Raw genomic sequence first — 12,613 nt, forward strand, 5'->3', positions numbered from 1 at the left:
GGATTACTCCGAACCTAGCGATCACTCCTAAACATCATATAATGCAAGGTTTTTTAGTAGCGGGAGAAAAAAGCAGCCCATTTATAGCCTAAATGCAAGTTGCAAGGTTATCTAGGAACAATCTGTTTTGATGCTTTAGATAGTATAACTCTTATGGAGTCTGGTTTTTAGATTTTGCTTGCATTTTGTTCAAAGAAAAACTGTAAAATGAAAAACTTTTTGAACTGACATTTTATTAGACTAAATATAGCGTAACGACTAAATTGAGCAGCAGATAAAATTTGCATCCACACTAGGATAGTTTTGTCCATTTGCTCCCTAAAGTGTTAACTTGCTAGACTAAAATGATTAGACGTAGAAAAGACGGATAAATAACGTCTGGAGGTTGTTTTGAGTATTATACAAACTGCTACTGAAAAAATGCGATCGCTCCCGCCAGAGAAGCAACAAGAGGTCTTAGATTTTATTGAGTTTTTGCAAAGTCAGCTAGCACAAAAAAATACCAATATTGAACAAATTGAGCCTATTTCCTTTTTGGAAGCATCTCAAAAATTTGCTGGTTGTGTTGATGGTGTCCCTGGTGATTTGGCGACGAATAAACAATATCTTGAAGGTTTAGGGAATGAATGAAGCAGCGAAAGGATACGATCGCTGTAAAGATACCCGCCCTAAAAGATATTCATAAAAGTTTGCTATCTAAATTAGATGAGCTTTAATTTACTTTGCTTTGCTTGCGGAAGGATTAATTCTTCCGTCAACAATGAAAATCTCAGGCGCTCTCTTACCACTACTTACTTCACTTTGCCTAAACTTAAGTAGATCATCTAAAGCCTTAGTAGAATCAGTAGTCTTGATAATCAAAAAAATACTATATTGTGTTCGTTCAGCAGCATTATATATAGGGAGTTGTTTCTCGTAGCCTGATCTAATATTATTCGATGTGTACTTAATTTCAACATTGACTCGTGCCTCATAACCATTAGAGATTTTGAAGTCAACAGGGCCTCGTCCTGCGTTAGGTTCTCTATTCAAATCTAGATTATGGGCATTACAATAGGCATCGGCTATGCCAAAGAAAAGCAGTTGTGCAAAGCGTTCATTTCTTAAGGCTTTTGAATCGTTCCAGAAATGTACAGCTAATCCATTAGCCTCAACTAGGACTTTGAAGTTGTTACATATCTTAATTACCACCTGAAGGATATTTTCAGGCGTTACTTTATCTACATCTAATAAAAGTGGAAACAGATTGACATACTCTTTGGCAATAGAATACCAGATAAGTTGCCCTGATGGATCTTTCTCAAAGTCATACTTTTCAGCAGGATTTTTCTTATATTGCTCAACCAAATCTCGCAACACTTCAGGATTATTAAGCAGTATGTTCTTTAATTCACGCTTCGTTATTCTCTTCTTATTCTTTGTTTCACTTTGCCAAGAATCCCCGATGATATCGTTAACACGATTCCGCAACTCTTCGTTGTAAGCACAAACACGGTCAATATCACCTGCTCCATTGGCAATAGGGAGATCATTTAGAATCTCATAAGGAATCAATACGGTAGGACTACTACTGCCTGGAACTGCTGGGAGGCAGAATTCCTTACCGCTTACTTCTACATGAACAATATTTAAATTGAGATTTTTAGCAACTCGTTCTGAGTAAGCTAAAATATCTGAAAAAATGATGCAGATCGTCATATCACTAATCCTATCTGCACCAATATTTTCTTCAATGAGTCCAACTAACTCGAAGATCACTGGATCGGTTATGCCTGCTTGTATAATCTCCCAAGCTGTCTTAGTAAGATTCATCGCTATACCTGGGCCAATGCCCCTACCCGAAGAACCTTCTGAAGAATATCCCAGAGACACAAACGGCGGTTCTGGAAATATTAATTTTTTGTGGGCAGTACGGAAAAGTATATCTTCAAAACTCTTGGTTGCCTGTAAAAGATGAATAATTTCCGTAAAATGCTCTTTAAATCTCTGGTATGAATTCTCAAGTTCAAAAATTTTCGTAGCTTCAAGAAGATGAGGATCTACGTGAAATTTTGAGTCAATATCTATAAAACCGTTGAACACTCCCTCCTTTTTTAAAGCTTCTTCAGAAATCCCAAACATCTCATTTATTTTCTTAGGCATAAATCTACTGCAAATATTGCCAATAGCTTAACATTGATGGTAAAAAATATAACAGAACATAGGGATGGTAATTAATCACTTCTAAATAAGCTAAATTTTAATTCCTAACGCATTAATCTGCAAAATATTGTCGCCGACCTGTCGAGCGATCATACTAACTCATCCGTGCTTTCTTTTACTACTTTTTTATCCAGTACGTTGAACTGCGATTGCCCCAACTCGACAACACGCCACCGCATATTTAGAGATTGTGTGTGAGATGCACAAGAAGTAGACTGTTGTAGCGATCACCTTACTTAACAATAAGCTAGGCGAATAATAGAATGGGGGATGCGATCGCATTAAACTGTCCAATCCTCTATTAACAGTCCGGCTACTTTGCTGAGATCCCGATGATTGCGTGTTAATAAAACTAATTTATGAGGTGTTAATAAAACTAATTTACGAGATAGTGCGATCGCAGTAAAAGAAGTAGATTGTTGTTGCGATCGCTTCGTTGCAGCACGATGTAAAGCTGTTCTAGACTTAGAAAGATGCTATGCAGTTTATAATCACCATGAGCTATCACGATATTATTACAATTGAACCGGACAAGCGAGGTGGTAAGCCCTGTATTCGACGGATGCGAATTACCGTGTACGATGTTCTAGGCTGGCTGGCAGCTGGTATGTCTCATGGAGAGATATTAGACGATTTCCCTGAATTAACAGAAGAAGATATTAGGGCAAGTCTAGAGTTTGCTGCTGACCGTGAACATCGTTTAGTTGCCTCTTTACCAAACGTTACGCGGACGGCAGGTGGTATTTGAAGCTGCTTTTTGATCAAAATTTGAGCCGCAAGCTGGTAACTCAATTGGCAGACGTTTTCCCTGATTCCAGTCATGTTCAGTTTCATGGACTAGAAGTGAAGACTGATACTGAAATATGGGAATTTGCTAAAACCAATGACTTTTGCATTGTAACTCAAGATGTAGACTTTGCCGAAAGAAGCCGTTTGTACGGTTCTCCGCCTAAAGTTGTATGGCTACATTGCGGAAATGTGCCAACAAAACAAGTTGAATCTCTACTTCGTTCTGGGGTGGAGGTAATTCAGGAGCTACTCAATAATCCAAGTCTGCATTGCCTAGAATTGTATTAAGGCTTTCTTTTCGAGGGATTGTGTGCGAGATTCATAAGAAGTAGACCGTTAGTGCGATCGCACTCACTCGACAATAAACTAGGCGATCCCATTAAACCGTTCAATCCTCAATTAACAATCCGGGTACTCTGCTGAAATCCCGATGATTGCGTGTTAATAAAACTAATTTACGAGATAGTGCGATCGCCTTTAATAACTAAATCACTGCGGATTCATCCGAATCAAATCTGTTAAAATACTATCCAAACTGCCGTTAACTTGAATGCGATCAATCTTCTCTGCAATCCGTTCTAATACTTCGAGTTCCTTTAAACGCAACGCAACCGGGTTATCCTCCATCACTTTGGCAGTGTTTAGCATACTGCGGGTAGCAGCAGTTTCTTCTCTACGTCTGACTACGTTGGCTTGAGCGGCTTTTTCTGCTTCAACTACCTTACTCAAGATAGTCTTAATCTCACCAGGTAAAATAATATCTTTGACACCTACAGAATCTACTTCAATTCCATAGTCTGCGGCTTTCTGGCGAATGTATTCAGATATACTTCTATCAATTGCACCTTTATCTTCTAATAAAGCGTCTAAGTTGCGTTCGCCAACTGCACCACGCAAAGCAAACTGTAATTCTTTGTATAAGAAGCCGGAAATATCTGACAACCCGTTTTTTGCTCTCAATGGGTCTTGGATGCGGAAGCCAGCCGTCAAATTCAACCGCAGAGGTACTTTATCTTTAGAGAGGATGTCTTGACCAGATACTTCCATGTTTTGGAGTCGCAGGTCAATTGTCTCGGTTTGAAAAGAGCGTCCAAATAACCACCAAGCGTGTGTACCTGGCGATCGCAGTCCTTGAAACTCTTGATTAATGTATACTAGTCCCACGTGTTGAGCGGGAACTTGGCAAATATGCAAACAGTTACGACTAAGCAATTTCACTTCTGTTGAACCTTCAACCAACTCAGCCACTAAGTTAGGCTGTAACTGAGCATCAGCGCTGATGTCGAGAATTTCCACTGCAACACCCTGCCAAAATAATTTACGGCTGGTAGGTGGCAAAATAGAAATTACTTTCCCTCGATATCGCACAATTGCAACTTGCGAAGCCAGTAATTGCACGGTTTCACAGTAGGCAGCTATAAAGTCGGGATGTTTTTCAATGAGTACATCTTCTAGGGGAAAGTCTGGGTTAGGGATAATCCGACTGAGAATTCGGACTGTAACATCTCTATCTACCGACCAAAAAGCATACTCTCCTGGTTCTAGAGGTCGCACAAAATTGTTTTGCAGATATAATAAACCAATCTCATACTCTGAGATTTGAAACTTTTTCACTCCATTCAACGCAACTGAGCGCAATTGCTGTACAAAGGAACTAGGTAATTCCCAGCCTTCTTCCAAGTTGAATATATGAGACTCTACTTCAATAAAACCACGCCAAAAAGCAATCAATTTATTTGGTGCAACGCTTACCCAATTTTGACCGTAGCGGACTAACGCAACTTGATTGAATGCGGTTCTGATAATCAATAAGTGTTCTTGTAGTTCGGCTTCATGATTTCGCAACAACAGTTCTAGGTTCTCAATCTGAGCTAGTGGCTGATTGAGGTCATAAATTTTTACTTGCCAATGCCGACCAAAATAAGTGTGTGTACCGGGTTGCAAAATTTTCTTAAAGTCACTGCGGTGATATAAAATGCCAATTTCGTTAGGTTTGATATAAAAGGTTTGCCACATAGTAATTTGCATAAATAATTTGTGTGATAGCTGAAGTAAGCTACGCGATGCCTGGGTTGGGCGTAGCGATGTCTACGACGGGCTACGCCAACGCAACCAGCTAAGAAGATTTGATAAAGACATTTATAACCTTGCTTGAACTAAAGTACCACCTGTATATCACAGCTTAAGTACGGCAGAAGTCCGAATTTATCTTGAGGTTCTTAGGCTTTATAACCCTATAGACAAAGGCTAAAGGATTGGTTTTGGGTCTTTGTAATACTATACTACAAAAATTTTGTTTACTCTGCCAGTGCAGGTTTTTACAGTTCCGGTGCGGGCAAAAGCTTCTCCAAAGCTGGATTAAGATTGCGGTTACTTTTCCCAAATTGTTCAATGGTAATCTAAAAAAAGAGAACCGCGCTCAAATATGCCGTTCGCTTTGCCAATCCAGAATCCCCAAAGGAAAACCAGATGTAGGAAAAGGAAGGAACATACTCAAGTTAGGGAGAGATACAGTTGCGCTAGCTCCTTGACTGTTATAAATACCTGCATGACAGAGTAGAAAAAACAAGAAGTTTTTTGATTGGGTCTTTTTCAATACCCAATAATTTTGCGGCCTTGTCCCTAACAAGGTGCCCGTACCCAGGGCGAGGGTTTTTGCCCGAAAGTATAGGAATCGAACCTATAACCAATCGGCGATACACCGATCGCTCTACCAAATGAGCTAACTTTCATGGTGAAATAGTTGAAAGTACTGGGCGGTATACGCTTATTACCAGAGGTTAGCGTACCAGTTGGGTATACAGAACCCAAACTACAGCTTTGCGACTTTGTTACTATCCCGGTTCAAATCTAGCACAGGAAAAAAGTTAAAAGAGTGAATTCCATTCGCGCTGGCTATTATTGGCTGAGGCAAACCTAAATAAGTCTTTTCTAGCTAAATAAGCAGCTTTAAAAACGTACTTCATCAGTTTGGGAATCACCATATTTCTGCTTGATACGTTCCACGCTTGATTTAAATTCTGCACCTTTGGCCGGGTTAATCATTGCTACATAATTTGCAAACCCGGTAATTGCGGCAATTAAATTAGTTGATTTTCCCCAACTTTTTCCTGATAAACCTTCTTGTTCTATTTGATATAGAGTTGCACGAAAGGCTTTTAATGTCTTTTTAGATATATTTAATTGCGTATTTACAATTACACCTGTTACTTCTTGCTGCACTGATTTACCGGAAATCTTGGTTTTATTATCATTAACAGTAAAATTTTCACTAGAAATAATATATCTAATATTTTTAATCAAATCAGATGTTTTGGGCGGTGCATCCCCAAAAGCAGAAAATGTTAAATCGTCAGCGTACCGCGTATAGCAAAACCCAAGGTTTTCAGCGATCGCAGCAAGACGACTATCGAGATTACGGCAAACTAAATTAGAAATAGCCGGACTTGCAGGCGAACCTTGAGGTAAATGGCGGTTTTCTGAAGCTGTATAGTTAATTTGTCCATTTATTACTATTTCAGCAGTTGTACAAATCAACCCGAAAATTGTCGCCGTAGGTTCTGAATAACCAAACCCAGAAAATAATTCTTTGACACGTTTATACAAAATTGACTGAAAAAAATTCTGTAAATCAATATTGACTATTACATTTGCACCAACATGAGGTTTAGCATTGGTGACTATCGAACGATTTTTATAAAAGCCATGTGCTGCATGATGAACTTCTATTTTCTCTAAAATATTCTCTAGAATCCACCTTTGAACAGCTTTAAGTTCGGGCTTTGGTGCAGAAATAATTCTTTCTCCACCTGTCTTTTTTGAAATTTTGAAAGGGAGGTAATGTCTAGTTAGGGATGTACTAGTTGTTAAAGAGTGCAGTTTTTCTAAGCTTATTCCCATTGCAAAGGCTATTTCTTCGGCAGTATTATATTCAACTAAACCATGCGATCGCAAAAGTGCTAAATTATCAGTTCGCAACCTTTCTAGATTACTTCCAGCCGCTAATGGGGTAGTGCTTAGATTTTTGCTGTACATAATACAAAATATTTTTTAACTCTGCAAGTGCAAGTGTTTACAGTTTAGGTGTGGGCAAAAGCTTCTCCAAAACTGGATTAAGATTGCCGTTACTTTTCCCAAACTGCTCAATGACAATCTAGAAAAAGAACTGCGCTCAAATATACCGTTCAATTTACCAATCTAGAATCTCGAAGAAAAACTAGATGTAGCAAACGAAGGGACATACTCAAGTTAGGGAAAATGCAGTTGCGCTTACTCCTTAACTGACGCTACCGAAGATCGCCCTTACGAGTAATCCCGATAGCAGAACACTTACACCGCAGAGTTGAGAAAATGAGGGGTCTCGAATCTGTTAAGATCCGTACCATATTGGCTACCTTGGAAGGGTATTGTCTTTTAACCCGGACAGGGTTTTGGGTGAAAGTATAGGAATCGAACCTACAACACATCGATTATGAGTCGATTGCTCTACCAGTGAGCTAACTTCCTGGAGTTTGATACAGGAGTCGAACCTGTGACCCATCGATTATGAGTCGATCGCTCTACCAACTGAGCTAATCAAACGATAGTATAGTTTAAAGGACTCGGCGGTATACGCTTATGCAAAAGGTTGGCGCACCAGTTAGGCATATAGAACCTAAACCATAGCTTTGTAACTTTGTTACTATCCCGCTCCCAATTTAGCATACAGGGATTGGGAGTGATGGCTGTTGACTGATGAATGTTTAGCAGTTTTTTATTTAAAAATGATGCAGCAACTTAATTATTCAATAGCCTGAATTGCTTGAATAATTTCTAAATCAGACGCTGGAGAATTATCAATTACTAGATCCCAGTTATAACTAACCTGAGCAGCAATTTTGGCCAACTAAGATGAATAGCGTTTTCATTATATTTGTCAAGGAAGTTTGAGCAATAATTTTTGGGCTTCAGTCTGGGAAAGCCAAACCAGTCATGGGGTCACGAATATACAACCCTAATGTCAAACTACGAATCGCTTCATCCCAAACGGGTATTAGTTGTTCTGCTTGATCTGCCCAATAATCGAATGTAATCAAGCACTGAATATTCGACCCCAAAGCAATGCAAGTCCGCGAAAAAGCTTCGCGTGGTTCTTCCTGAGTGTCAATGAACTTCATCTCTGTCCAGACAATTTTGGCGGTTTGGCGCTTGACGGTAATAATTTCTCCCTTAGCAATGATGTTGCGGCTGTCGTTTTCCAGAACTTTCTTCAAGGTAGATTTTAGCGGAAACTTGCTCCAATCATTGGGTGGCAGAGGATTGAAAGATACTTCTAGACAGCAATCATCGTTGGGGGGTTTTTTATCGAGGAACTTGAAGGATTTTTCTTGTGGTTCAAAAACCCAATCCTGGGGAACATTGAAGCGAACAGCCCCACGATTCGCAACAAATATTTTATAGCCTGATGGAGATTCCCAATGATGGTCAGGCTTTAGTTCAAGCGTTTCTTTAATCCACTGGAGATTGTTTTTCTTACGCTTTGCCATAGTGTTTTTGTTATCTCTGCTAAAGAGGTTGTCACTAAATAGCCTGCACTTCGACTCTTCTCTACGTTCCCTGCGGGATGCTACGCAAACGCGCAGCGTATCGCAGACAGACACTGCCGATAGCTTGCTTCCCCGGAGGGGTACGGCGCAGGCTCAGGGCAAGCAAGCTCAGTGACCGTCGTAGACACTGGCATTTTTGTTAATGTTATCAAATTGCTAGGATTTTGAATAACTCTTATATTAAATAAAATTTTAGAGATTTTATATCAAGGAATCTAAGGTAACTGTAACGTTGTGATTAAACTTTCAGCTTTTAACATTAAAATCTTAGCAGCAGTGTTCATGGTTATGGATCATGTGTGCTATTTGCTAATGCCAGAGTTCGTAATCTTACACTTTATTGGGCGATTGAGCTTTCCCCTTTTTGCATGGCTTTTAGCTAAAGGCGAAAAACACACCCGAAATGTATACCGCTATGGAGGCAGACTATTAATTACAGCGATTATATCTCAGCCAATCTATAGTTTTGTCTTCCAGAGGTCATCATTTAATATTCTTTACACGCTTGTTCTTGGACTTGTGATGTTGCGCTTAATAAAGCGTTACCCGCAATTATGGCAGCAATTAATAATTATTAGCTTGTGTGCAGTAGTTGCCGAAGGCTTGGGCGTTGAATATGGAACTTATGGGATTGGAGTAATTTTCTTGATGTCCCTAATAGACAAACTCAAACCCAAAGTATGGTTGTTCTACTGGTGCATTTTTCACTTTTTTATTTTAGTAATCCTATCCATGCTTAATATATTTCAAAGTTGGGCAATTGTTGCGGGATTCATTGTTTTTCAGTTCAATGGTAAACAAGGTTCGCGAGCTAGATGGTTCTATCTCTTCTACCCGGCTCATTTGATAATTTTAGGTATAATCTATTATTTGATCCAGTCTAGGTAAGATTGACTGACTATATTGCCTTACAAATAACCTCAAAACAATTGGTTCACGAATTGAGGCAAAGCATTCTTTAACTAAACGGCGATCGCAAATAAAATAAATTTTTCTTTAAATAACCTAGTACCGAAGGCGGAAGTCAAAAGTCAAGGCTTCGGCTTCGTTCAGCTTTGACCCTGAGTGCAGTCAAAGGATCAATCGCTCAAGCAATAGCCTCTGGTGGAATATAAATCTGGCAGAAATCCGGCATCCCCTAACGTGCCTCAGTATCTGAAATACTATCGCCCAGTTTTAAACAAAGTTGAGCAATTGACCAATTGTATTTTTATCGCTAAAAAAATTGAAAATGCAGGTACATTTATCTATATAGATAGATACTATATAGCCGCATATCTTTCTTTAGGAAGATATTTTCTTAAAGAAAGCTTTTATTAAACTATAAATTTGAAAAAAATAGTAGATATACATTTTCTTCAATGATATTCATCAGATAAATCTTCTAAATCTTAGTCTTTTGTTAACGTTTGCCAGTTATGATGCCATAGTGAATGATAATGATTCGGATTTGGATATCTAGAGATAATTGTGTCATCCAGGAAAAATGCTCTAGATTTATTCCCTAAGCTGCAAAATTGTAGCCGAAAACAACTACTGAATAGCTAAATCTTTAAGGTAATAAGCATGAGTTATACTATCGATTCCGCACGCAATATTTTCTCTAGCACTCAAGTGGCAGATGCTGTTCCAGCTACTACAGCAATGTTTGCTAAACTCAGCATTGAGGATCAACTAGCATTTCTTTGGTATGCCTACGCTGAACTAGGTCGTACAATTACTCCAGCTGCTCCCGGAAAAGCCAATCTCCAATTAATGGAAGGTATATTCAACGAAATTAAGCAGATGTCTCATGAAGAGCAAACGCAATTAATGAGCGATTTAGCGAGTAATGCTGATACTCCTATTAGCCGTTCCTATGCATACTTTGGTGTCAATGCCAAGCTGGGATTCTGGTGGCAGTTAGGAGAGTGGATGAAAGAAGGTATTGTCGCTCCTATGCCAGTTGGCTATCAAATGTCAACTCAAGTTAAAGCAGTGCTAGAAGCTGTTCAGAAAATCGATCAGAGTCAGCAAATTACTGTACTGCGCAATACTGTAGTAAATATGGGGTATGATCCGTCTCTGGCTAATAACAAAGAGTCAGAAGTCATAAACTTTAAGTTCCCACGTACATCCCTAACTCCCCAATTTACTATTGAAGGAGTTACAGAACCGACAGTGCTGAAATACATTGAAGCCATGAATGCAGATAACTTTGAAGCTGCTGTTGCTTTATTTGCTACTAATGGTGCGCTGCAACCACCCTTCCAAAAACCGATTGTTGGTCGAGAAGCGATCACTGCCTACCTAAGAGATGAGGGACAAGGGTTAGTGATGAAGCCAACTAAAGGCGTTTCGGAAACTATAGAAGATGGTTACACACAGCATAAAATTACTGGTACGGTCGAAACTCCTTGGTTTGGAGGTAATGTTGGGATGAACATTGCTTGGCGATTTTTACTCGATCCTCAAGGTCAAATTTATTTCGTGGCTATTGATTTACTTGCTTCTCCTAAAGAACTGCTTAACCTAACTCGCAAGTAAAATTTCTTTGTCTTAATAGCAAAGCAATTGCGCTTGTCTAAGATGATGTTTTAAAAGGTTTTTTGCTCTCATAGTTAGGAAAGCATTGCATCTTAGTACATAGCTAAAACCTTAATTTGGCGTTTACTTAACCCAGTGCAGAACTAAAAAATTATCCTTTTTAGGACTTTTAAAACATCCTCTAAGCGCCATGACGATCATCAATTAAAATCTCAATCAATGCTCGGTTCACCTAGAACCGAGCTTTAGTCAAATGTAGGTCAACTATTGTAAGTTGCCTGTTTACTAAAATCAACGTCAATCACGTTCCCCAGTGTTGCTGATTTAAAAAAACGTTATGCTGCCGCGTTATTCTCCGTCAATTTTGACTCACAACAACAATTTATCGTAAAAAATCAAAATTTTTCTCAGCAGTAATTCAAATCTCTGCTAACTAGTAGTTGGTGCATTGTTACGAGGAATGCAATACTTAGATGCATTTGAGCGTTATGCTTGGCGATCGCACTACCATCACAACGATCAATACTAGTCATTGCAGCGCAAAAATATAGATAAAGTCAAATTTAGTAAGCAAAATGGCATTTGACTTACTCAAAAGCAGCTTTTGCTTAATCATTTTAGTGTTTTCCGCAAGTCAAATGAGCTTTTACTTACTCAAAAGCTGCTTTTGCTTTCTCATTTTGGTGTTTTCCGCAAGTCAAATGAGCTTTTACTTACTCGTTTTAGTGTTTTCCGCAAGCAAAAGCAGCTTTTACTTTCTCAAACCCCAGTTTGCTTTCTCAATTCAGTATTTCGCGCATTTCTGACAAATATCGCGCTTGTAGCAAAAACTATTGCAGATTTGCCAGAATTCTCTCAGGCTAATATATACGGAAGCGTTTTAAGGTAAAGAATATTAACCGTACTCTATTAGAAGGTGTAGATCATGGCTCGGAGAAAAAGAACTTCTCTAGTGTTAGAAAAAGCAGTGCGTCGTGCGGCTAGCATCAACTCAATTGATCCAAGTTTAGATTTAGGCAATGGACTTACTTTACCTGCTTTTTCTACTCTAATTGAAACGATGCGAACTAGAGAAAATGCATATAACAGTGCCCTTTCCAGCTTGGATAAATTATATCGTGAAATGCTGGAAACAGAAGGCGAGTTGGGAGATATGACAGAACACATGCTAATGGCAGTGGGGACTCGATATGGCAAAAGCAGTGTAGAGTACGGGATGGCGGGAGGAGTTCCTAAAAATCAGCGTCGTAAGGGACTGCGAGGGGAGTCGCTAACTCTCAATGATGAGCAACCGTCATTCGTTGCCAGTGTGGAGAGCAAGAATGGAAAGAAACCAGCAGCAACAACTTAGGATGCGCGTTATTCTTCAAAATTCAAAATTAGGTTGGGGGAAAAGGTTAAAGGGGAAGGGGAAAAGGTTTTTTCTTTCCCTTTTCTCCTTCCCCAAAACCCGACAAGTATAGCCGTAGTCACATAGATTAGGACAGTGTTGATTGCTCAAAGGCTTGAAA

Annotated in this window: 11 protein-coding genes and 3 tRNA genes; 6 read left to right on the forward strand and 8 right to left on the reverse strand. The window is 39.2% G+C overall.

What is annotated here, in order from left to right:
* Positions 1–390: 390 nt before the first annotated feature.
* The gene (locus RMY27_RS34550) at positions 391–630 is read left to right on the forward strand and encodes a DUF2281 domain-containing protein (protein WP_322669310.1); all 240 of its coding nucleotides are present in this window, start codon (positions 391–393) and stop codon (positions 628–630) included.
* Positions 631–717: 87 nt separating this feature from the next.
* Here RMY27_RS34550 and RMY27_RS34555 read toward each other — a convergent pair whose 3' ends face one another.
* Positions 718–2,142: a hypothetical protein gene (locus tag RMY27_RS34555; protein WP_322669311.1), complete on the reverse strand. Its 1,425-nt coding sequence runs from the start codon at positions 2,140–2,142 to the stop codon at positions 718–720.
* A gap of 556 nt (positions 2,143–2,698) precedes the next feature.
* Here RMY27_RS34555 and RMY27_RS34560 point away from each other — a divergent pair.
* Together RMY27_RS34560 and RMY27_RS34565 are read left to right on the forward strand one after the other, a co-directional pair.
* The gene (locus tag RMY27_RS34560; RefSeq protein WP_094349937.1) at positions 2,699–2,950 is read left to right on the forward strand and encodes a DUF433 domain-containing protein; all 252 of its coding nucleotides are present in this window, start codon (positions 2,699–2,701) and stop codon (positions 2,948–2,950) included.
* Positions 2,947–3,279 (forward strand): DUF5615 family PIN-like protein, encoded by a 333-nt coding sequence (locus RMY27_RS34565; RefSeq protein ID WP_322669312.1) that lies wholly within the window; start codon positions 2,947–2,949, stop codon positions 3,277–3,279. The genes RMY27_RS34560 and RMY27_RS34565 overlap by 4 nt, the downstream gene beginning before the upstream one ends.
* Before the next feature lie 201 nt (positions 3,280–3,480).
* On the opposite strand, the gene RMY27_RS34570 is transcribed toward RMY27_RS34565, so the two are convergent.
* The 6 genes from RMY27_RS34570 to RMY27_RS34595 form a co-directional block, all read right to left on the reverse strand.
* Positions 3,481–5,007, reverse strand: a complete 1,527-nt coding sequence (locus RMY27_RS34570; protein ID WP_322669318.1) for a slipin family protein — start codon at positions 5,005–5,007, stop codon at positions 3,481–3,483.
* A 643-nt stretch (positions 5,008–5,650) separates the two neighbouring features.
* Positions 5,651–5,723, reverse strand: a tRNA-Ile gene (locus RMY27_RS34575).
* Positions 5,724–5,940: 217 nt separating this feature from the next.
* Positions 5,941–7,026 carry a reverse transcriptase family protein gene (locus RMY27_RS34580; protein ID WP_322669313.1) on the reverse strand — a complete coding sequence of 362 codons (1,086 nt, stop codon included), beginning with the start codon at positions 7,024–7,026 and terminating at the stop codon, positions 5,941–5,943.
* Positions 7,027–7,422: 396 nt separating this feature from the next.
* Positions 7,423–7,497: transfer RNA gene (locus RMY27_RS34585), tRNA-Met, on the reverse strand.
* Positions 7,497–7,572, reverse strand: a tRNA-Met gene (locus RMY27_RS34590). The genes RMY27_RS34585 and RMY27_RS34590 overlap by 1 nt, the downstream gene beginning before the upstream one ends.
* Before the next feature lie 365 nt (positions 7,573–7,937).
* Entirely contained in the window at positions 7,938–8,516 is a 579-nt protein-coding gene (locus RMY27_RS34595) for a hypothetical protein (protein ID WP_322669314.1), read from the reverse strand.
* 294 nt (positions 8,517–8,810) lie between these two features.
* Between RMY27_RS34595 and RMY27_RS35710 the strand changes: the two genes are divergently transcribed.
* Positions 8,811–9,464: a TraX family protein gene (locus RMY27_RS35710; protein WP_416212395.1), complete on the forward strand. Its 654-nt coding sequence runs from the start codon at positions 8,811–8,813 to the stop codon at positions 9,462–9,464.
* A 678-nt stretch (positions 9,465–10,142) separates the two neighbouring features.
* Positions 10,143–11,102, forward strand: a complete 960-nt coding sequence (locus tag RMY27_RS34600; protein ID WP_322669315.1) for an orange carotenoid protein N-terminal domain-containing protein — start codon at positions 10,143–10,145, stop codon at positions 11,100–11,102.
* A gap of 407 nt (positions 11,103–11,509) precedes the next feature.
* Here RMY27_RS34600 and RMY27_RS34605 read toward each other — a convergent pair whose 3' ends face one another.
* The gene (locus tag RMY27_RS34605; protein ID WP_322669316.1) at positions 11,510–11,635 is read right to left on the reverse strand and encodes a hypothetical protein; all 126 of its coding nucleotides are present in this window, start codon (positions 11,633–11,635) and stop codon (positions 11,510–11,512) included.
* 392 nt (positions 11,636–12,027) lie between these two features.
* On the opposite strand from RMY27_RS34605, the gene RMY27_RS34610 reads away from it, so the two are divergent.
* Entirely contained in the window at positions 12,028–12,453 is a 426-nt protein-coding gene (locus RMY27_RS34610) for a hypothetical protein (RefSeq protein WP_322669317.1), read from the forward strand.
* Positions 12,454–12,613: the final 160 nt, after the last annotated feature.

The organism is Nostoc sp. DedQUE09 (genome assembly GCF_034530915.1).
Taxonomy (GTDB): domain Bacteria; phylum Cyanobacteriota; class Cyanobacteriia; order Cyanobacteriales; family Nostocaceae; genus Nostoc.

What these genes read in the sequence shown, in the direction of transcription:
- RMY27_RS34580 (WP_322669313.1), bottom strand. Translation starts at nt 7,026, where the DNA reads ATGTACAGCAAAAATCTAAGCACTACCCCATTAGCGGCTGGAAGTAAT.
- RMY27_RS34555 (WP_322669311.1), bottom strand. Translation starts at nt 2,142, where the DNA reads ATGCCTAAGAAAATAAATGAGATGTTTGGGATTTCTGAAGAAGCTTTA.
- RMY27_RS34560 (WP_094349937.1), top strand. Translation starts at nt 2,699, where the DNA reads ATGAGCTATCACGATATTATTACAATTGAACCGGACAAGCGAGGTGGT.
- RMY27_RS34570 (WP_322669318.1), bottom strand. Translation starts at nt 5,007, where the DNA reads ATGTGGCAAACCTTTTATATCAAACCTAACGAAATTGGCATTTTATAT.
- RMY27_RS34595 (WP_322669314.1), bottom strand. Translation starts at nt 8,516, where the DNA reads ATGGCAAAGCGTAAGAAAAACAATCTCCAGTGGATTAAAGAAACGCTT.
- RMY27_RS34605 (WP_322669316.1), bottom strand. Translation starts at nt 11,635, where the DNA reads ATGACTAGTATTGATCGTTGTGATGGTAGTGCGATCGCCAAGCATAAC.
- RMY27_RS34610 (WP_322669317.1), top strand. Translation starts at nt 12,028, where the DNA reads ATGGCTCGGAGAAAAAGAACTTCTCTAGTGTTAGAAAAAGCAGTGCGT.
- RMY27_RS34600 (WP_322669315.1), top strand. Translation starts at nt 10,143, where the DNA reads ATGAGTTATACTATCGATTCCGCACGCAATATTTTCTCTAGCACTCAA.